Below are 19404 nucleotides of genomic sequence, written 5' to 3' on the forward strand. Positions count from 1 at the left end.
GCCTAAAATAATCTCGCGCAAGTCCCCATTGCGGCAGGCTGCCGGCAAAGGCCGGCCTAGTCGCCCCTGAAGACCGGCTTGACCTTGTTGGCAAAGGCCTCGAAGGCCCGTTCGAAATCGGCGGTTGTCATGCACAGCGCTTGAGCAACGGCCTCCGCCTCGATCGCCTCCTCCACCGACATCGCCCATTCCATGGCCAGCATCCGCTTGGTCATGGTGTTGGCGAAGGTCGGTCCCTCAGCAATCTGCTTGGCCAGTAGCTGTGCCTGGGGCAGCACCTGCTCCGACGTGACGATACGGCTGAAGAAGCCCCAGCGCTCGCCCTCCTCCGCGGTCATGAACCGGCCGGTGTAGAGCAACTCGGAAGCGCGGGACTGTCCGATGATCCGCGGCAGGATCGCGCAGGCGCCCATGTCACAACCGGCAAGGCCCACCTTGTTGAAGAGGAAGGCAACCTTGGCCCCGCTCGCAGCAAGCCGCATGTCCGACGCCATGGCGATGATCGCGCCCGCGCCGGCGCAAATGCCTTCAACCGCGGCAACGATCGGCTGCGGACAGGCCCGCATCGCCTTGACGAGGTCACCGGTCATCCGCGTAAACGCCGTCAGCCCCTTGGTGTCCATTTTCACGAGCGGCCCGATGATCTCGAACACGTCGCCGCCGGACGAAAAATTGGCACCAGCGCCGGTCACGACGATGGACTTGACCGCATCGTCGAAAGCGCAGGCGCGAAAGAAATCGGTGAGTTCGCGATAGCTCTCGAAGGTCAGCGGATTCTTCCGTTCCGGACGATTGAGCGTCACGGTTGCAACACCATCGACGACGGCCAGCAGGAAGTGCTGCGGCGAATAGTCCGCAAGCGGTAAGGTCACAGGATTGGCTGGTCTGCTCATATGATCTCCTTGGCTTTCTTGTTCCGTGCCGGTGCCATGCGCGCTAAATCTCACCACCGGCAACAGCGATCGCCTGCCCGGTGATTGCGCCGGCACCCTCGCCGCACAGCCAGAGCACGGTATCCGCGACCTGCTGAGGAGAGATCAATCGTCCCTGCGGATTATGCTTTGCGAGCTCGGCAATGGCCTGCTCGCGGCTACGCCTCGTCTTTTTCATGATGTTCTCGATGCTGCCGGCGACCAGATCGGTGTCGGTGAAACCGGGACACACCGCGTTGACGGTCACATTGCTGCCGGCCATTTCAATGGCGAGGGAACGCACGAGACCGACCACAGCGTGCTTGGCCGCGGTGTAGGCGCTGACATAGGCATATCCCTTGAGCCCCGCCGTCGACGCGATCGCGACGATACGGCCATAGGGACGATCCTTCATCCCGGGCAGCACAGCGCTGACAGCATGGACCACGCCCATGAAATTGACGTCCATCATGCGCGCGAACAGTGCGCTGTCGGATTTGGCGAACGGCGCGGACTCGGCGCTTCCCGCATTGGCGATCAGGATATCGATCGGCTGCCGCGCACTCGCTTGAGCGATGGCGACTTTCATTGAGGTTTCGTCCGAGACGTCGGCGACAGCCGCAAAATGCGCTGCCCCTGCGCTGACAGCATCTTCAAGCGTCGCAGCGTTCCGCCCAAGGACGGTCACGGTGGCACCGCCCCCGACGAGCGCTGCTGCGATGGCGCGACCGATACCGCGACCGCCACCGGTCACCAGCGCGTGCGGCGAATGCGGTAATCCGGACATGCGCTGGCTTCCTTGCATTCTGCTGATCGCTCTTCTCGATATATTTTAACCTTCAAACTTTTGCAAACAAAGCTCGACTCCACCCCGTGAATGGTCGCAACGGAGAAGACGGCCTGAAAATTGCTTTAAGTATAAAATTATCTCTTCCCATCCCTCACAGGCCTGTTAGCATCGAAGGGCCAAGCAAAAGGATGTCGCGTGTCGCAGCCTGCGCCAATGATAACAAAGGACGGCCGCTTCGCCTATGAAGCAGCGGGCGATCCGGGCGGGACACCTCTGATTTTCCTGCATGGCATCGGCGGTGCGGCACGGGCCTGGCGGCAGCAGCTTGCGACATTCGGCGACCGCTTTCACGCGATTGCATGGGACATGCCGGGCTATGGCGGCTCGGCGCCGCTCGCCAGCGTCAGCATCGCTGCCCTGGCGGATGCGCTTCAGCGATTCATCGAGCAGCTTGGGGCGAGCAAGCCAATTCTGGTCGGACATTCCATCGGCGGCATGATCGTCCAGAAATGGCTGGTGCAATCCCCAAAACTGGCGCGCGCGGTCGTGCTGGCGCAGACCAGCCCGGCGTTCGGCAAGGCCGACGGCGATTGGCAGAAATCGTTTATCGCCGCCCGGCTCGGGCCGCTCGATCGCGGCGAAACGATGAAGTCGCTGGCGCCCTCTCTGGTGAAGGAGCTGGTGGGCGACGATCCTGATCCCAAGGGAATGGAGCTTGCACGCGAGTGCATGGCAAGTGTGCCCGAGGCGAGCTATCGCGCCATGATGCTGGCCTTGATCGGCTTCGACCAACGCAGCACCCTCAAGGATATTTCCATCCCGACGCTGCTGCTGTCCGGCTCCAAGGACAACAACGCGCCAGCCCCAATGATGGCGAAGACGGCGACCTACATTCCTTCCGCGGAATATGTCGAGCTCGACGCTGTCGGCCATCTCGCCAACCTCGAACGCCCCGATGCCTTTAACGACGCGCTCGGCCGATTCCTGAATTCCATCGCGACTAAAACGTAGGATGACTGCGCAATGACCATGCAAGTCAGCAAGACCATCGGCGCGAGTGACAAGGTCGCGCTGGATGCGCCGATCTTCGATCCCGTCGCATTCCGACTGAGCGACGAGCAGGCCGGCATCATCGCGCGGGCGCGCGAGATCGGCCAGAGCGTGTTCGCCGGCCGCGCCGCGACTTACGACCGCGAGGCGATCTTCCCGTCTGAGAATTATCGCGACCTGCATCGCGTCGGCCTGCTCCGTATTGCCGTACCCAAGAAGCATGGCGGGCTCGGCGCGAATTATCAAACCTACGCACTGGCAGCAGCCGAAATCGGCCGCTATTGCGGCGCGACTGCGCTCACCTGGAACATGCATGTCTGCTCGACGCTGTGGTCGGGTCCGCTCGCCGACGATCTCGACATGGATGCTGAAACCCGCGCCGAGCACGAGCAGCGGCGTGCAGTCCACTACAAGCGCATCGTCGAGCATGGCGCGATCTATTCGCAGCCTTTTTCGGAAGGCGGTGCAGCTGCGGCAGGCGGTGTTGCTTTCGGCACGGAAGCGCGGCCGGTCGAGGGCGGCTGGATCGTCAACGGCAAGAAGATCTTTGCATCACTCTCCGGCCATGCGGACTATTACGGCGTTCTCTGCACGGAGATCGAGGAAGGCGAGAAGGCTTCGCGCCGCAATACGCTTTACCTCGCCATCCCCTCAAAATCGGAAGGCGTCTCGGTCGTCGGCGACTGGGACCCGCTCGGCATGCGCGGAACAGTCTCGCGCACGCTGCTGTTCAAGGAGGTGTTCGTGCCGGCAGATTCGGCGCTGATGCCGCGCGGCGTCTATTTCCAGGCCGCGATGCGCTGGCCGCACATGTTCCTGACGCTGTCGCCAACCTATATGGGCCTTGCGCAAGCCGCCTATGACTTCACCGTGCGGTATCTGCGCGGCGAAGTACCGGGCATGCCGCCGGTCAAGCGCAGGATGTATCCGACCAAGCAAATTGCGGTCGCGCAGATGCAGATCAAGCTCGAGCAGATCAAGGCGATCTGGTTCCAGGCCGTCACCGAAGCGCGCGCCAATCCGAGCAAGGAGCAGGTGCTTCGCGCTTATGCCGCACAATATTCGGTGATGGAGGGTGCCAATGAGCTCGCCGCGCTCGCGATCCGCACCTGCGGCGGACAGGCCATGCTGCGCTCGCTGCCGCTGGAGCGCATCTATCGCGACAGCCGCTGCGGCTCGCTGATGTTGCCCTGGACAGCCGAGCTCTGCCTCGACCGGATCGGGCGCGAGGCGCTGTACGAGGCCGGCGAAACGGACGACTAACGGTGGATCTCTGCAGTCTGATCGATCGCAACGCGGCGTTCGCGCCAGACAAGACAGCCATCGCCTTCGAGGGCGAACGGTCGAGCTATGCGGCATTCGCTGCACGCATCGAGCGGACGGCGGCGACGTTGAAGCAGGAGCTCGGCGTAGGCCGGGGCGACCGCGTTGCGATCCTCAGCCTGAACCGGCCGGACTATCTGGTTCTGCTCTATGCCTGTGCGCGGCTCGGCGCGATGCTGGTGCCCCTGAACTGGCGGCTCGCTGTGGCCGAGCAGCTCTTCATCCTCAACGATGCCGGCGCCAAGGTCCTGGTGCTCGAGCAGGCATTTGAGGGGGTACTCGCCGAGCTTGAGGGGACCGCAATCGTCGGGCTCGATTTCGAGCCGGCCCGCAGCATGACGTTCGAAAACCTGTTGGCTCGAAGCCGCGGCACCGGCCGCAACCCGCACACTGATCTCTCCTGTCCGCTCCTCATTGTCTACACATCGGGAACGACCGGACGGCCCAAAGGCGCAGTGCTGCGCCAGGAGGCGTTGTTCTGGAACGGCGTCATGAGCCAGCACATGCACAACATGACGTCCGATGACCATGTGCTGACGCTGCTACCGTTCTTCCACGTCGGTGGCCTCAACATCCAGACCACGGCGGCGCTCCAGCTGGGCGCGACGGTCACGGTTCACGCACGCTTCACGCCGGACACCGCGCTTGCAGCCATCGAACGGGAACGGCCGACCTTGACCGTGATGGTGCCGGCGATCATCCAGGCGGTGAGCGAGCATCCCGCCTGGCCCACGACCGACCTTTCGTCACTCAAAGCCGTCGCGACCGGCTCGACCATCGTGCCGCCGCATCTGATCGACCGCTTCGTGGCGCGCGGCGTACCGGTGCTTCAGGTCTACGGCTCGACGGAAACTTGTCCCATCGCAGTCTACACCCGGCTTGGTGGCGATCTTTCGCGCGCGGGATCGACCGGACTTGCCGGCCTGTGCTGCGAAGCGAAAGTGATCGATCAGGCCGGCAACGAGGTGCCGACGGGAGCGCCGGGGGAGATCGCAGTGCGCGGCCCCAACGTGTTCTTCGAATATTGGGGCGATGCGGACGCAACGCGCGATGCGCTGCACGACGGCTGGTATCGTACCGGCGATATCGGCCTGTGCGACGCGGACAGCTATTTCTGGGTGCGAGACCGCAAGAAGAACATGGTCATTTCCGGCGGCGAGAACATCTATCCGGCGGAGGTCGAACGCGTCCTGCTGGAACATCCCGATGTCAGCGAATGCGCCGTGATCGGCCGGCCCGATCCACGCTGGGACGAGGTGCCCATCGCCTACGTGATCCCGCGATCCGGCTGTCGGCTCGAAGCAGACGCGTTGAAAGCGCATCTTCAAGCCCAACTCGCCCGCTACAAGGTTCCGCGCGACATCGTTTTCGTCACCGACCTGCCGCGCACAGCGCTGGGCAAGGTCCAGCATTTCCTGCTGAAGCAGCTTGATGCGCAATCGCGCGCGCAAGGAGAAGCATCTTGAAGATTGCGGTTCTGGGTGGGGGAAACGGCTCTTTCGCGGCCGCGGGCGATTTTGCGCTGTCGGGACATGAGGTCCGGCTCTGGCGCCGCGACGCGGATCAGGTCGCAGCCCATCGCGCCGCCGGCTCGCGCATCCTGGTGAAGGATCATGACGGCCGTCACGACGTCAAGCTCGCGCTGGTCACCGCTGCCATCGCCGAAGCCGTCAACGGCGCAGAGCTGATCCTGTGCCCCGCCCCCGGCTTCGCGCAGCCTGATATTGCGCGCCTGCTTGCTCCACATCTGCGGGATGGACAGGTCGTGTTTCTGCCGCCGGCCACGTTCGGCTCGATGATCTTCGCCCAGGCTGCGCGGGATGCCGGCAACCGCGCCAAGGCGTGCTTTGCCGAAACCGGGACCTTGCCCTGGCTGACCCGCAAGCACGGCCCGTTCGAGGTCGCGATCACCATCCGCGCCAAGCGACTGCCGGTCGGCGTTTTCCCGCTCGATCAGGCGCCGCGTGCGCTTGCGGTGATTGGACAGGCTTTCGCCGGCACAATCGAGCCGTGCGGCGATGCTCTCTCCGGTGCGCTGATGAATGCAGGCCCGATTATCCATCCGCCGCTGATCGTGATGAATGCAGGCCCGATCGAGCATTTCGAAAAGTGGGACATCCACAAGGAAGGAACGCAAGCCGCGATCCGCCGTGTCACCGACGCGCTCGATGCCGAACGGATTGCCGTGCGTGAGGCGCTCGGATATGGCGCACCGCATTTTCCGCTCGCCCATCACTATGCCAAGGAAGGCGAGATCTGGATGTATGGCCGCGGCTCGCACGACCGGCTGACCGATTCCGGCGACTGGCGCGAGCGGATCGTGCTGACCGATCACCGCTACATGAGAGAAGATTTGCGGCTTGGGCTATCGCTGCTGGTCTCTGTCGCCGGCCTGGCGCGCGTGGCTACGCCGCTGGCCAAAGGATTTCTGGCCATCGGTGGCGCAATCTGCGGTGAGGATTTTACGCAAGGCGGCCGAACCCTCGAGACGCTGGGCCTCGGCAATCTCGACAAGGCCGCTTTGCAGACGCTTCTTCGCAAGGGATTTTGACCGATGACCAGCCGAGCCACAATCGCCTGTCTCGGGGCCGGCCGGATGGGCCGCGGCATCGCCGTCGCGTTCGCCTACGCGGGGCATATGGTCACGATGATCGACATCAAGGCCCGTTCAGCCGAAGATTTCGCCAGGCTGGAGGCAGATGCGCTCGGCGAAGTCAGGAAGACCTTTGCCAGCCTGGCGAAGCTGGGGCTACTGACCGAGGCGGATGTCGATCCGCTGATCGCGCGGGTCTCGGTGGTGCCGGCCAGCCAGAGCGATGCGGCACTGTCCGATGCGGGAATAGTCTTCGAAGGAGTCCCAGAGATCGTCGAGCTCAAGCGGGATGTGCTGGGGGCGGCCTCAAAACAAGTCGGCCCCGATACGATCATCGCATCGACGACGTCGACCATCCTTGTCGACGATCTCTCTGGCGCGATCGTGAATCCTCGCCGCTTCCTCAATGTGCACTGGCTCAATCCGGCCTATCTGATCCCGCTGGTCGAGGTTTCGCCGGGCAAGGCCACCGATCCCGCCGTCATCGAGGCGGTCAAGGCGCTACTCGAAGGCATCGGCAAGGTCCCGGTGGTCTGCGCAGCGACACCTGGCTTCATCGTTCCGCGCATCCAGGCGCTGGCGATGAACGAGGCCGCGCGCATGGTCGAGGAAGGCGTCGCCAGCGCCGAGGAGATCGACAAGGCGATCCGCTACGGCTTCGGCTTCCGCTATGCCGTGCTCGGGCTGCTCGAATTCATCGACTGGGGCGGCGGCGACATCCTCTACTACGCCAGTCGTTATCTTGAAAGCGCACTCGGCAGCGACCGCTATCGTGCACCCGAGGTCATTTCGCGGAACATGCACGAGGGCCGGATCGGCCTGCGAACGGGCGCAGGCTTTCTCGATTATTCAGGTATGGACATCGACGCCTATCGGGCAAAACGGCTTCAGGCCATGGTCGACCTGCTCCGTCACTTTGACCTGGCTCGCCCGCCGGTGCTCGATCGGAACTAGCCGAACACGTCCTGCAGCACCCCTTCACTCACCACGGCGGCACCATCGAGCTCGATCGTCGTCCCCATCATCGGCAGATCGAAATGGCCCGCCGTGTAACGGCCGGCGAATTCGTTGGCACCGGTCGAGAACAGGAAGTTGCCGGAGACGGCACGAATTTCCGTGCCGTTGGTGTCGCGCTGGTCATACATCGACAGCGCCTCGTAGCGCGCGCCGGGATTCATGCCGAAGCCGACATGCGACACCGCATAGGCTTCTCGATCGCCCCAGGCGGCAAGATAGGCACGCATCATTGCGGCATCCGCGCCCTCGCCTTCCAGCTCGACGACATAATCGTCCTTCAGTGTCATCTTCACCGGCGACGTCAGGTACCGCTTGAAAGTCAGGTTGATGTCGCCTGGCGCCATCACCAGCGTGCCATTGATCATTCCGCTCTTGGGGAAGCTGACGACGATCCCGCCGGGCCAATGCGCCAGCGTACCGGGCTTGTCCGTCCACCCCCACACGCCGACCGTGGATGCGCCGACCATATCGACGTCGAGCGCCGTGCCGGCCTTCGACGTCACCCGCATCCGCTTGGTCCCGCGCAGCATCTTCGCCGCCGCGCGAACGCGCTTCTCGAGCGCGGAATCCGGCACCATCCGCTCCAGCGCTTCGGGATGCTCGTTGGAGATCACCAGGATGCGCGCGCCGGCTTTGAGGATCTCGGGTGTCTCCACCGCATGCATCAAGCCCTCTATGGTGCAATCCACCACAAAGCCGGCTTGTTGAAGCGCGGTAATGACCGGGCCGAGCCGCTGGATCGCCTCGCTCGCCCCTGTCGAGCGAACCGGAACGATATTCCGGTTACGCGGGGTCGGCATGACCACGTGAAACGGTCGGGCGCCCATCCGCAACAGCGCGAGCTCCGCCAAATGAACGTTCAACGCACGTGACTGGGTTTCCGAGAGGATCGCCGCGGTATCGCCGGCCTTGACGGCGCATCGCTCAAAAATCTCACAAAATGCGTCGATCCATTTTGCCTCAATGCGATCAGCCAGCATGTCTACTCCCGTCTTTCTGTTTCTTCTTCGTCAGTTCATGCTTCGGGGAAACCCCGCAGCAGATACGCGCGCACTGCCCCCAGCAGACCATTGAGGATCAGGCCCAGCAGCGAGATCGTGATCAGCGGCACGAACATGTCGACGGCCTGGAAGGTCCGGGCCGCCGTGACGAGCACATGTCCGAGCCCGTCGCTCGACGTGATCATCTCCGCCAGAAACACCACGATGCAGGAAATGACAAGGCCGATCCGGCAACCGGTCAGGATCGACGGCATCGCGGCCGGCAGCACCACCTTGAACAGGATCTCATAGCGCGGCGTTCCCGCCGCCATGGCCGACCAGATCAGCTTCTGCTCCACCGTCGACGCACCGTAATAGGTAGACAACAGAATGGGAAAGAGTGCATCCGCCGCCACCAGCGTAATCTTCGATCCGTGACCGAAGCCGAGCAGCAGCAGCAATGCTGGATAGAGCGCGACCTTTGGCAAGGGTGCAAGCACGCGAACGATCGGCCGAACCACGGCGTTGATAGCCGGATTGGCGGCAGCGGCGATGCCGATGCTGACACCGAGCACGACCGCAATCGCGAAGCCGGCAAACAGCCGGATCAGAGTCGCCGCGATCTCCTGCTGAAACGTCCAGGTCAGGAGTTGCTGAAGCAGCCTGCTGAAGACGTATCCCGGCGGCGGCAGCAAGACCGCAGGCGCAAAGCCAAACGATACAAGGCCTTGCCACAGCGCGATCACCAGCACGATCGGCGCGAGCCCGAGGATGATGCTGGTGGAGCGAAGCTGCGGCATCATGAGAAGCTCAGCGGCATGTCGAACTGCGGTTCGGACCAGCGCACCAGCCTTGCGCGGACCCGCTCGAAGATCGCATCGAGGCAGATTCCCATCGCGCCAACGATGATGATCATCGCAAAGACGGTGTCGTATTGGCCCATGTCGAGAGCGTTGAACAAGATGTTGCCGGCACCGGACTGACGGGCGATCATCTCGCTGGTGATCATCGTGATCAGCGCCAGCACGAGTCCGGTGCGGCAACCGGTCAGAATTTCCGGCAGCGCCGCCGGCAGTACGATCCGGACCAGCCGTTGCGCAGGCGAAAGCCCCATCGCGGCACCCGACCACAGCATCTTCTCTTCCACCGCCTTGGCGCCCTCGAAGCTGTGATAGATCACGGGCAAGCTGACGCCGAGGAAGATCACCAGCGTCTTCGTGATGTCGCCGACGCCGAGCCACAGCATGATGATCGGCATCAAGGCGGCCTTCGGCACCGGGTAGATTACCATCAGGAGCGGATTGAAGAAGGCCGCGACGGCCCGGCTGCGGCCCATCAACAGGCCGAGCGGAATCGAAACCGATACCGCTATGCCAAACCCGACCGCCATGCGGCGGAGCGAGGCCAGGATGTTGATCAGCGATTCCTTGTCCCCGAGAATGTCCGGGATTGCACGAATTGCTTCGATCGCCGTCGGAAAGCTGTCATTCTTCAACGCGAGGGACGCCGCCTGCCAGATCGCGAGCAATCCGATGCAGGCAAGCACCGGGGCAGCCCGTCTCGCCAAAGCAGCGAGCGATATCATGACGGAGACCCGACAGCGTCGGTCTCGTCGAACATCCGCTCGATATCGACAACGTATTTCTGGTAGCGTGGATCGAGCAGCAACTCGCTGCGTCGGCGCGGCCGCGGCAGATCGATGTCGATGACCTCGCGGATGCGGCCGGGAGACTTCGACATCATCACGACCTTGTCTGACAGGAACACCGCTTCGTCCACCGAATGGGTGACGAACAGCACCGTCTTGCGATCACGCTCCCAGATATTCAACAGATCGTTCTGCAGGCGAGTTCGCGTGTGAGCATCGAGCGCGCCGAACGGCTCGTCCATCAACAGAACCTCAGGATGGTAAGCCAGCGTTCGAGCCAGCGCTACGCGCTGCTTCATGCCGCCGGACAGCTCCTTGGGATAGAAGTTCTCATAGCCCTTGAGCCCGACCATTTCGATCAAGGCCCGGCTCTGTGCTTCCGCCTCGGCGGTGCGCACGCCCTGCTGGCGAGGGCCATACATCACATTGCCCAGCACGGTCTTCCACGGAAACAACGCGAATTCCTGAAACACGGGGCCGCGATCCGGCCCTGGACCCGTGATCGTCCGTCCCTTGATCTTCGCTGAACCGCTGGTCGGGCTGACGAAGCCGCCGACGACGTAAAGCAGTGTCGACTTGCCGCAGCCGGACGGACCAAGGATGGAGACGAAGGCTCCTTCGTCGATCGCCAGCGAGATGTCCGATAGCGCTACATGATCCTTGCGCGCCGAGGTCTGAAATACCTGCGAGACGCTCTCGATCTCGATGATTGCAGAAGCCGGTTTTTGCGGCGTCACCGGTCTCACCCATTCGCTCGATCTCGAAGGCACTACCTTCATCCCGTCTCACTTCGTTCGCGCGACCACTGCGCAACAGGCTTGCTGAACATCCTTCGTCAGCGACGCGAGCTTAGCAAGAAACTTGCCAGACGTTTGGCTGTTTTCGGGCAAGTGCGCCGCGTCATCCGAACCAGGGCCATTCCGCGGGCCCCTCATGCGTCACGGCCCCGCCCGGTGCCTGACCAACCAATCGGGCATATTTCGCCAGCGCGCCGGCACGGTGACGAGGCGGACGCGGCTTCCAATCGTGCCGGCGAGCAGCGAGTTCCTGCTCGTCGACCAGCATATCCATCCGCCGGTTCGCAGCATCGATCCGGATCCTGTCGCCATCGCGAACCAGCGCCAGCGGACCGCCGACGAAGGCCTCGGGAGACACATAGCCGATGCACATTCCGCGCGTGGCGCCAGAGAAGCGACCATCCGTGATCAGGGCCACCTTCTCGCCCATGCCCTGTCCATAGATCAGCGCCGTGACGCCGAGCATCTCGCGCATGCCGGGGCCGCCCACCGGCCCCTCGTTTCGGATCACGAGAACCTCGCCCGCCTGATAGGTGCGATCACGAACCGCAGCGACGCAGGCCTCCTCGTCTTCGAAAACGCGCGCCACGCCTTCAAAGAACTGACTCTTCAGGCCCGCCACCTTGATGACCGCGCCGTCGGGACAGAGGTTTCCCTTCAGCACAGCGACGCCGCCATCTGGCATGATCGGGGCGCGAGCCGCGTAAACGACCTCGCCGTCAGGTGCATTGGCGGCGCCGTATTCTTCGGCAAGTGTACGGCCCGTGACAGACAAGCAGCTGCCATCAATATGCCCGCTCTGGATCAGCTCCCGGATCACCACGGCGGCACCGCCGATATCGTAGACATCCTTCGCCGTATATTTGCCTCCAGGCCGCAGGTTTCCGATCAGCGGCGTCCTGGCAAAAACCTCGCCGACATCGTCGATCGTGAATGCGATCCCGGCCTCGTTTGCGATCGCCGGCAGATGTAGCGCAGCATTGGTCGAACCGCCCGTGGCGGCCACGATCGCCGCACCGTTTTCCAGGGATTTCCGCGTCACGACGTCGCGCGGCAACGGCCCGCCGCGCTCCAGCATCTCCATGACGAGGCGCCCGGCCCGCCTGGATATCTGCGCGCGTTCGGCATAGACACCCGGCACCATCGATACGTTGGGAATGGTGAGGCCCATCGCCTCCGACACCATCCCCATGGTGTTGGCAGTGAATTGGCCGGCGCACGCGCCGATGGTCGGGAGGCACGCCCGCTCAATCCGCTCGAGCGTGGCACTGTCGATCTCTCCGGTCATGAAGCTGCCAACAGCCTCATAGGAGTCGAGCACGGTGAGGGTCCGCCCGTCCATACGGCCCGGCAGCGCGCTGCCGCCATAGATGAAAATGGACGGGACGTTGCACCGGACCATGCCCATCATCACGCCGGGAAGCGTCTTGTCGCATCCGCCATATCCGATCAGCGCATCGTAGGCGAGACCATGGACGACGGCTTCAATCGAGTCGGCGATCAGCTCCCGCGAAAACAGCGAGAACTTCATCCCCTCGTGATTCATGCTGATACCGTCGGAAACCGATACGGTCGAAAACTCGCGCGGCGTGCCGCCGGCCTCCTCGATTCCCGTCTTGGCCGCAGCGACCTGAAAGTCGTGCGTCATGTTGCAGGGCGTCTGTTCGCCCTTCATGCTGACGACGCCGACCATCGGCTTGGCAATCGCAGCGTCGTCGAGCCCCATGGCGCGCATGAATGCGCGGTGCGGGGCCCGGTCGAGACCATCCGTCGTGATCCGAGATCGGAGCTTCTTCATACGTGCATCTTCTTCATGCAACGTCCCGCATCATCCTGGACGCCACGACCTTCTCGCTCGGTTCGTTCGCCCGATCGCCTATTGCAGTGGAGCGACAATCGTCGAATGCTTGAATTGCGCGACATCCAATTTCGGCAGCATCCCTGTCTCCGCGTAGATGTCCAGCATCTTCTGGATCGCGGGGAAATTCGGTGCCGCACCCGGATCGCGGCCAAAATCATTGTCCTTGAGCAGATAGGTCTCGAGAACCGGAATAGGTGCCTTCAGGACTTCGTTGACGACCTTCAACGTCTCTTCGCGGTTCGCCAGCGCTTTCTTCATGCCGGAGGTAATGTCACGCACGTAAGCCTTGACCAATTCCGGGTTCTTGTCGACGAAATCGGCACGGCAGGCTTCCAGGATGTGCACGATGTTCGGCATCGCCTGCGACAGCGAAAACAGTTTGCGCGTGCCGCCCTTTGCCTCCGCGCGCGCGGCAAACGGCTGGTTCATGTTGACCGCATCGACGCGGCCCTGCCGCAACGCATCTTCGGAGACGGCAAAGCCGACCTCGACCAGCTTGATGTCCTTGGCCGGATCGATGCCGTTCTGCTTCAGCAACAGATTGAACGGGCCTTGGGTGCCGCCGCCGATCACGGAGATTCCGACCGTCTTGCCTTTGAGATCGGCGATCGTCTTGATCGGAGAGTCGTCCATGACAGCCCAGTAAACCGAGAAACCACCGGCCTTCTCGAAGACGTGCTGCGCCACGATGTAGGCCTTGAGGTTGCCGCCAACCACGCCGTTGGCGAGCGACAGCGGCGCCTGCGTCGCGCAATCCAGCGCGCCGGCCGCCAAGGCCTGCGTCATCGGAGCGGTGCCCTGAAACTGGGTCCATTCGATGTTGTAGGCCTTGCCGATATTGGGAAACTCAGCCGGGCGGCGCATCATCCAGTACTTGGATTCTTCGGCCGGAATCGTCCAGCCGACGCGTATCGTCTGCTGCGCCCATGATGAGCCTGCGCTCGCGCTCACGGCCGCTGCCGCCCCCAAAGCCAGGATCCACTTCGAAACGGTTCGCATCGTGCCCACTCCGCTGCCCAGGCGCCGACCGGCGCCATCCAACCCGACCGCGGCAAATGTTTCATGGTTCAAACAATCAAGCAAGCCATGCAGGCCGGGCGGTTTCGTCGTGGGATACGCCCTATATGGTAGTGCAGCGTCGCACAGCAGCAGATGGAGGCAACCTATGGCTGAGGCAAGCAAGACAAACCCGCAAGGCGTCGAGCGGCTCGGCTATCTCGGCCTTGGACTGATGGGGACACCGATGAGCCGGCGCCTGCTCAACGCCGGCCATCAGGTCACTGTCTGGAACCGTTCGGAAGGGAAGATAGCCGCGCTCGTCGAAGCCGGTGCCAGGCGCGCAGCCAGCCCACGCGACTTGATGGAGAGCTCGGACATCGTCTTCATGTGCGTGACGGATGCGGCCGCCGTGGAAGAGGTGATCTTCGGGCCCACGAGCATCTCAACAGCGCCCGGCGCGGGTAAGCTCGTGGTCGACTTCTCGTCGATCCATCCTGATGCCGCACGGGACCTTGCAACACGATTGTTAGCTGCGAACGGCGCGGACTGGATCGATGCGCCGGTCTCCGGTGGCACCAAGGGCGCCGAGGAAGGCACGCTTGCCATCATGGCCGGCGGAAAAGCAGGCGATATCGAGCGGGTCCGCCCCTACGTACTGGCCATGGCACGAAGGTTCACCCACATGGGCCCGACCGGCACCGGCCAGACCACAAAGCTATGCAATCAGGTGATCGTCGGATGCGCGATGGCTGTTCTTGCGGAGGCAACACGCCTTACCGTGAACGCCGGAATCGATGCCAACCGGTTGCCCGAAGCACTCGCCGGCGGCTTCGCGGACTCCATTCCGTTACAGCTGTTCGTGCCGCGAATGGTCCAGGGCATTCACTCACCGCCGCTTGGTCAAATCGCTACAATGCTCAAGGACCTCGATACCGTCGCCGATGTCGCGCAGACGACGTCGACCCCGGTGCCCATGGCCTCGCTCGCCGGACAACTTTTCAGGCTCGCCAAGGCCGCGCGAGGCGCGGATGCGGATGCGCTCGAAATCTACAAGCTTTCGGCAGGGAGCGCTGAATCATCGAGCGCGAACTGAAGCACGCTTGCTGTGACTGCTTGCGCTAGCTGTCGGCGAGAAATCGGCCGAACGCGCCGCGCGCGAAGAGCAGCGGCTCCTTCGCATTGTAAGTATAGGCCTCGACCGCACCGAGAAAGATCACGTGGTCGCCGCCGTAATAGCGATTGACCGAGCGGCATTGAAAATTGGCGACGCTCTCGGCGAGCACCGGCGCGTTGCCGAGGCCCGGCGTCCAGTCGACACCGGTGAACTTGTCATCAGACGACTTGGCGAATTTGCTCGCAAGCGCCTGTTGCGAAACGCCAAGAACGTTGACCGTGAAATGACTGGCGTTCTGGAAGATGGTCAGACTAGAGGAATAGACGACGAGGCTCCAAAGAACCAGCGGCGGATTCAGCGAGACCGAGGCAAACGAATTGCACGTCAGGCCATAGGGCTTGCCGTCAGGCGCAGCGGCTGTGATGATCGTCACCCCCGTGGCGTAGGTGCCTAGCGCACTGCGGAAATCACGGGGATCGATCGGCGAGTTGTCGCTCGCGAGTTCGTTGGCCGGATCGGGAACGGCCGGCTGCTTCGGCAGATCATTCATCGGCCGGCCTCACAGCGTGAGATTCTCGGACGGCAGGCCCAACGCCACGCGTCCATAGTTGGTCCCGGCTGCATCGAAATTGAACGCGAGATGCGAATTGATCGCGTGCGCATCGCGGAATTGCCGCTGCAACGCGCCCGTCGTGAACAGGCCCCGTGCTCCGCTCGCGGCAAACAGCATCGACACCGCATCCGTGCAGAAGTTTACTGAAAAGGCGCCGTCGCGCCGATATCTGGTCTTGGTCGCCATATCGGGGATATGACCCCGCCGCGCATCCTCCATGGCATTCAGACAGGCCGATCGCATGATCAGGCGTGCAGCGTCGATTTTCGCCGAGGCCTCGGCGATCTTGATCTGGGTGCTTTGAAAGTCGCTCAGCCTGGCGTGGTTGTAGGTGGAAATCCGATGACGGACGACCTCCGCATAATCGTCGAGACACGCCTGCGCGTTCCCCAGCGCGACACCGGAGAGGACGTAGGGAAACAGCGAGAACACCGGGAGCTCATACAGCGGGCTAGGATTGAGCTTGCTTCCCGGCGTCGGACCACCGTCAAGATCGCCGACTGCAACCGTCATGTCCTCGGGCACGAAAGCGTCCCTGACCTCCACGTCGCAGGACCCTGTCCCACGCAGCCCCGCGACATTCCAGGTGTCGAGGACCTTGTAGTCGGCTTTCGGCAGCAGAAATATCCGATACTCGATGCCATCTGCCTCATCGTCGGAGTAGACCACGCTTGCAAGCATGTTCCATGCGCAGGAGGCAACGCCCGAGGAGAACGGCCAGCTGCCATGGAGACGGTATCCGCCCTCCACTCTCGTGGCACGTCCGGCAGGAAAAATGAACGAGGACGCGATCAGTGCGTCCGGATCAAGGCCCCAGACCAGATCCTGCGCCGCCGGCTCGAACATGCCGAGCATCCAGTGATGGCTCGCCAGATTGGCCAGATTCCACGCCACCGACGCGTCCGCCTGTCCGAGCAAATCCGCGCAGTCGATCAAGGCGACATAATCGAGTTCTGCGCCGCCAATGCGCTTGGGCTGAAGCATCCGGAACAGGCCCGCGTCGTGCAGATCCTTCTCCGTTTCGGGCGGCAAATGCCGCAACTCCTCCGTCCGCGCCGCCCGCTCTCGCAGCCGTGGGATGAGCGCGCGCGCCTTCGCGACCATTGCCGCATGGGCAGGTTCATCGAATTGCGCCCCTGCGGGCCGGCCCACGCTTGGCTCTTGACCAGGCGCCATTCGTATCCCTCGCTTTATGCATTTATGCGGCTGGAACATCGCCAAATCAAGCGGATGCAGCGCTAGGGCGCGATTTGCACGTCCCAAGGGAACGACCGCTTGGGTTCAGACCTGCTCCGATGGCTTGCCCGATCCAAAAGCCCCCTTTTGGTTGAACTCCGAGATCCGATGACTGTCGTATCCGAGCGTGTGACGCAGGACGTCGTTGGTATGCTCGCCCAACAAGGGGGCAGCCACGGGATCGATCGTTCCCGTCAAGCTCATACTGATCGGCGGCTCGATGTTCGGGACCCACTCTGCCGTACGATGCGGAATCCGGTTCAAGCGATGGCGCGCTCGCGCCTCCGGTGCATTGAACCCCTCCTCGACGGTCCGCAGATAGCCGACCGGGATATTGGCCAGCTTCATCTTGGTCATCCAGTTCTCGAGAGTATCGCTCGCGAAAACCTCCGCAATGGCTGCCCGCAGAAGCTCCTTGTTCTCGGAACGCGCCTTACGCGAGGCAAACTGCGGATCGGTGATCAGTTCCGGCCGGTTCAGCACCTCGACCACCAGCCGACGATAGAGCCGGTCGTTCGCGCAGGCCATGTAAAGCGGTCCGTCGGAGGCCTCGTACACGCCGACGGTAGGAGAGCCACTCGGCGAATTACCAAACCGGCCGGGATTTTCGCCGTTGATCAGATAGGCCATGCCATAGAAACCGGTCATGCCCATCGCGACGTCGAACAGGGCGACCTCGACATGCTGGCCGCGACCGAGCCGATCGCGCGCCAACAGCGCCATCAGGATGGCGTTGCAGGCAGACATCCCCGTCGCCATGTCCACGATGGGCGGGCCGGTGCGAACCGCCGGGCCATCAGCAAATCCGTTGAGCGACATGAAGCCGCTTTCCGCCTGCGTGATCGGATCAAAGCCGGGACGCGAGGCAAACGGTCCGGTGCGCCCGTAGGCGGAGATCGAGCAATAGACCAACCGCGGATTGAGCGGCGTAACCGTTTCATAGTCGAGGCCAAATTTCTTCATGACCCCGCTGGAGAAGTTCTCGACGACCACGTCGGCCTTGCGAATCAAATCCAGCGCGATCTCACGAGCCTCCGGCACGGTAAGGTCGAGCGTGATGCCACGCTTGTTGCGATTCAGGCTCAGATAGGCAGCGCTCTCTCCACCGATCTCGGCGTGTTCATACGCGCGCGTGTCATCGCCTCCGTCCGGATTCTCGATCTTGATGACGTGCGCGCCGAAATCAGCAAGCGTCTGCGTACAGGCCGGGCCGGCAACCACACGCGTGAAATCGACGACCAGCAGACCATCGAGCGCGGTAGGCGCCCCCGTCGCGCGCGACGAACGTTCCGGCAATTGAGGCTTGGTGGGCATCGACGGCGCTCCCCTACATCGGCTTATGGTTGCCGAATTTCCCGCAGGAGCAAACTTAAAGCCCGGCACCGCTGACTTCGCAAGTCCTTCGCCCGCATCGCTTCAATACGCAAAAAGGGCCCGGCAGCTGTCAAGCTGCCGGGCCCTTGGACGTTCCGTGTTGCGCTTCATCTCGCGCTGACCATTTTCCGTAGCGGGAATCGCGTTCCGCACCACGGGAAACCTGGCTCCACTCGCTTAGCGAAGCCGCGCTCGCCAGCAAAGCGTATGCGCCCAGGCCCAGGGCACATGGGGTTCGAAGAGCCGATAGCCCGCCCGGATGAAATTATTCGCAGACACCGGATTGTCCGTCGTATCCGAGACGATGCTCTTCCATCCAACATGCCGTGCCCTTGCCTCGATCACCCGCATCAGCCTGCACTGAAGGTCACGTCCCCGGTGCCGCTGCAACACACCGACCCTGGAGAGACAACCGCCGTTTCGAAGGTGCGTTGACGGCACGACACCGGCGAAGGCTACTGCCTCATCGCCGTGATAGGCAAGCCACCAGGCCCCTAACTCGAATTGTACAAGGGAGCCGCATCGAAGTACGTCAACCGATGAAGATCGGCGATGTCGTCATCGGATGCATCGACGATGCGAATTCTCTACATGAGACGGTCCGTTGGCGAAGGATGACGCGAGTGGAATGCAGCAAATGTCGTCGCGGCTGAGGCTCACTTCCCGAGCACGAACTTGACGCTTAGCCCAACCACGCCCATCAGGCCGGTCGCGATCACTGTAATCACGGCCTTGAGCGTGTAGCTCTGCGCCTGCTCCACGCTCCTTCGCCATCGGCGCAGGTGCTGAAAATCCGCCCTTAGCTCTTTTCGATCGTCATCGTCTATTCCGAAAGACGCCAGCACCGATGCCACTGCCCGCAATACGATGGCATCGATGTTCGGCTGCTGAAGCCTGTGTTGCTCAGCCAGCGTCTCGGCAACGACCGCCCTGATTTCGTCATCTGCCATCTTCACCGCTTGATGATCCTCTCAATGTTCGCGAAGCCGCGCTTGGCGAAGTAGGAGACAACCAGATTAGCTCCGGAGACAGCAGCAGCGCGAGCACCGGCCCAGCGCCGCGGGCCGGCACGTTCGCGCGTACGCGGCCAGCAATGGC

At 62.7% G+C, this 19404-nt stretch carries 18 protein-coding genes and 1 pseudogene; 6 read left to right on the forward strand and 13 right to left on the reverse strand.

From position 1 onward, the window contains the following. Window positions 1–56: 56 nt before the first annotated feature. Together IVB47_RS08050 and IVB47_RS08055 are read right to left on the reverse strand one after the other, a co-directional pair. Window positions 57–893: an enoyl-CoA hydratase family protein gene (locus IVB47_RS08050; protein WP_027566691.1), complete on the reverse strand. Its 837-nt coding sequence runs from the start codon at window positions 891–893 to the stop codon at window positions 57–59. A 43-nt stretch (window positions 894–936) separates the two neighbouring features. Further along, window positions 937–1698, reverse strand: coding sequence for an SDR family oxidoreductase (locus IVB47_RS08055; protein WP_247290417.1), 762 nt, complete (start codon window positions 1696–1698; stop codon window positions 937–939). Between the two features lie 216 nt (window positions 1699–1914). On the opposite strand from IVB47_RS08055, the gene IVB47_RS08060 reads away from it, so the two are divergent. The 5 genes from IVB47_RS08060 to IVB47_RS08080 are packed head-to-tail and all read left to right on the forward strand — an operon-like array spanning window position 1915 to window position 7621. After that, a complete protein-coding gene (locus IVB47_RS08060; RefSeq protein WP_247460921.1) occupies window positions 1915–2712 on the forward strand; it encodes an alpha/beta hydrolase in 798 nt (265 codons plus the stop codon). Between the two features lie 12 nt (window positions 2713–2724). Continuing rightward, window positions 2725–4014, forward strand: a complete 1290-nt coding sequence (locus IVB47_RS08065; RefSeq protein WP_247460923.1) for an acyl-CoA dehydrogenase family protein — start codon at window positions 2725–2727, stop codon at window positions 4012–4014. A 2-nt stretch (window positions 4015–4016) separates the two neighbouring features. Next, complete coding sequence (locus IVB47_RS08070; RefSeq protein WP_247460924.1) at window positions 4017–5540, forward strand: long-chain-fatty-acid--CoA ligase; 1524 nt, start codon at window positions 4017–4019, stop codon at window positions 5538–5540. Continuing rightward, the gene (locus IVB47_RS08075; RefSeq protein ID WP_247460926.1) at window positions 5537–6625 is read left to right on the forward strand and encodes an NAD/NADP-dependent octopine/nopaline dehydrogenase family protein; all 1089 of its coding nucleotides are present in this window, start codon (window positions 5537–5539) and stop codon (window positions 6623–6625) included. The genes IVB47_RS08070 and IVB47_RS08075 overlap by 4 nt, the downstream gene beginning before the upstream one ends. 3 nt (window positions 6626–6628) lie before the next feature. Further along, complete coding sequence (locus IVB47_RS08080; RefSeq protein WP_247460928.1) at window positions 6629–7621, forward strand: 3-hydroxybutyryl-CoA dehydrogenase; 993 nt, start codon at window positions 6629–6631, stop codon at window positions 7619–7621. Here IVB47_RS08080 and IVB47_RS08085 read toward each other — a convergent pair. The 6 genes from IVB47_RS08085 to IVB47_RS08110 form a co-directional block, all read right to left on the reverse strand. Continuing rightward, complete coding sequence (locus IVB47_RS08085) at window positions 7618–8664, reverse strand: peptidase M29 (protein ID WP_247460930.1); 1047 nt, start codon at window positions 8662–8664, stop codon at window positions 7618–7620. The genes IVB47_RS08080 and IVB47_RS08085 overlap by 4 nt on opposite strands. A gap of 35 nt (window positions 8665–8699) precedes the next feature. Next, window positions 8700–9467: an ABC transporter permease subunit gene (locus IVB47_RS08090; RefSeq protein WP_027519277.1), complete on the reverse strand. Its 768-nt coding sequence runs from the start codon at window positions 9465–9467 to the stop codon at window positions 8700–8702. Continuing rightward, window positions 9464–10249, reverse strand: coding sequence for an ABC transporter permease (locus IVB47_RS08095; protein ID WP_247290429.1), 786 nt, complete (start codon window positions 10247–10249; stop codon window positions 9464–9466). The genes IVB47_RS08090 and IVB47_RS08095 overlap by 4 nt, the downstream gene beginning before the upstream one ends. After that, window positions 10246–11091: an ABC transporter ATP-binding protein gene (locus IVB47_RS08100; RefSeq protein WP_247460932.1), complete on the reverse strand. Its 846-nt coding sequence runs from the start codon at window positions 11089–11091 to the stop codon at window positions 10246–10248. Before IVB47_RS08100 ends, IVB47_RS08095 begins: the two co-directional genes overlap by 4 nt. 121 nt (window positions 11092–11212) lie before the next feature. Beyond that, window positions 11213–12907, reverse strand: a complete 1695-nt coding sequence (gene ilvD / locus IVB47_RS08105; protein ID WP_247460934.1) for a dihydroxy-acid dehydratase — start codon at window positions 12905–12907, stop codon at window positions 11213–11215. 78 nt (window positions 12908–12985) lie between these two features. Beyond that, window positions 12986–13969, reverse strand: a complete 984-nt coding sequence (locus IVB47_RS08110; RefSeq protein ID WP_027566680.1) for an ABC transporter substrate-binding protein — start codon at window positions 13967–13969, stop codon at window positions 12986–12988. Between the two features lie 109 nt (window positions 13970–14078). On the opposite strand from IVB47_RS08110, the gene IVB47_RS08115 reads away from it, so the two are divergent. Then, window positions 14079–15062, forward strand: coding sequence for an NAD(P)-dependent oxidoreductase (locus tag IVB47_RS08115; protein WP_346730787.1), 984 nt, complete (start codon window positions 14079–14081; stop codon window positions 15060–15062). Between the two features lie 25 nt (window positions 15063–15087). On the opposite strand, the gene IVB47_RS08120 is transcribed toward IVB47_RS08115, so the two are convergent. The 5 genes and pseudogenes from IVB47_RS08120 to IVB47_RS08140 form a co-directional block, all read right to left on the reverse strand. After that, window positions 15088–15633 carry a flavin reductase family protein gene (locus IVB47_RS08120; RefSeq protein WP_247356512.1) on the reverse strand — a complete coding sequence of 182 codons (546 nt, stop codon included), beginning with the start codon at window positions 15631–15633 and terminating at the stop codon, window positions 15088–15090. Between the two features lie 9 nt (window positions 15634–15642). Continuing rightward, the gene (locus tag IVB47_RS08125; protein ID WP_247460995.1) at window positions 15643–16872 is read right to left on the reverse strand and encodes an acyl-CoA dehydrogenase family protein; all 1230 of its coding nucleotides are present in this window, start codon (window positions 16870–16872) and stop codon (window positions 15643–15645) included. Between the two features lie 105 nt (window positions 16873–16977). Beyond that, window positions 16978–18246: a CoA transferase gene (locus IVB47_RS08130; RefSeq protein WP_247460997.1), complete on the reverse strand. Its 1269-nt coding sequence runs from the start codon at window positions 18244–18246 to the stop codon at window positions 16978–16980. Window positions 18247–18483: 237 nt separating this feature from the next. After that, window positions 18484–18890 (reverse strand): annotated as a pseudogene (locus tag IVB47_RS08135) (GNAT family N-acetyltransferase). 72 nt (window positions 18891–18962) lie between these two features. Then, the gene (locus IVB47_RS08140) at window positions 18963–19262 is read right to left on the reverse strand and encodes a hypothetical protein (RefSeq protein WP_247290442.1); all 300 of its coding nucleotides are present in this window, start codon (window positions 19260–19262) and stop codon (window positions 18963–18965) included. Window positions 19263–19404 lie beyond the last annotated feature (142 nt).

The sequence above is a fragment of the Bradyrhizobium sp. 62 genome, assembly GCF_023073035.1.
In the GTDB taxonomy this organism is placed as follows: domain Bacteria; phylum Pseudomonadota; class Alphaproteobacteria; order Rhizobiales; family Xanthobacteraceae; genus Bradyrhizobium.

Bases quoted from the DNA above. Each gene is read 5' to 3' on its own strand.
- ilvD (WP_247460934.1), bottom strand. From the start codon at position 12,907: ATGAAGAAGCTCCGATCTCGGATCACGACGGATGGTCTCGACCGGGCC.
- IVB47_RS08110 (WP_027566680.1), bottom strand. From the start codon at position 13,969: ATGCGAACCGTTTCGAAGTGGATCCTGGCTTTGGGGGCGGCAGCGGCC.
- IVB47_RS08055 (WP_247290417.1), bottom strand. From the start codon at position 1,698: ATGTCCGGATTACCGCATTCGCCGCACGCGCTGGTGACCGGTGGCGGT.
- IVB47_RS08100 (WP_247460932.1), bottom strand. From the start codon at position 11,091: ATGAAGGTAGTGCCTTCGAGATCGAGCGAATGGGTGAGACCGGTGACG.
- IVB47_RS08095 (WP_247290429.1), bottom strand. From the start codon at position 10,249: ATGATATCGCTCGCTGCTTTGGCGAGACGGGCTGCCCCGGTGCTTGCC.
- IVB47_RS08060 (WP_247460921.1), top strand. From the start codon at position 1,915: ATGATAACAAAGGACGGCCGCTTCGCCTATGAAGCAGCGGGCGATCCG.
- IVB47_RS08050 (WP_027566691.1), bottom strand. From the start codon at position 893: ATGAGCAGACCAGCCAATCCTGTGACCTTACCGCTTGCGGACTATTCG.
- IVB47_RS08085 (WP_247460930.1), bottom strand. From the start codon at position 8,664: ATGCTGGCTGATCGCATTGAGGCAAAATGGATCGACGCATTTTGTGAG.
- IVB47_RS08125 (WP_247460995.1), bottom strand. From the start codon at position 16,872: ATGGCGCCTGGTCAAGAGCCAAGCGTGGGCCGGCCCGCAGGGGCGCAA.
- IVB47_RS08065 (WP_247460923.1), top strand. From the start codon at position 2,725: ATGACCATGCAAGTCAGCAAGACCATCGGCGCGAGTGACAAGGTCGCG.
- IVB47_RS08080 (WP_247460928.1), top strand. From the start codon at position 6,629: ATGACCAGCCGAGCCACAATCGCCTGTCTCGGGGCCGGCCGGATGGGC.
- IVB47_RS08090 (WP_027519277.1), bottom strand. From the start codon at position 9,467: ATGATGCCGCAGCTTCGCTCCACCAGCATCATCCTCGGGCTCGCGCCG.
- IVB47_RS08130 (WP_247460997.1), bottom strand. From the start codon at position 18,246: ATGCCCACCAAGCCTCAATTGCCGGAACGTTCGTCGCGCGCGACGGGG.
- IVB47_RS08120 (WP_247356512.1), bottom strand. From the start codon at position 15,633: ATGAATGATCTGCCGAAGCAGCCGGCCGTTCCCGATCCGGCCAACGAA.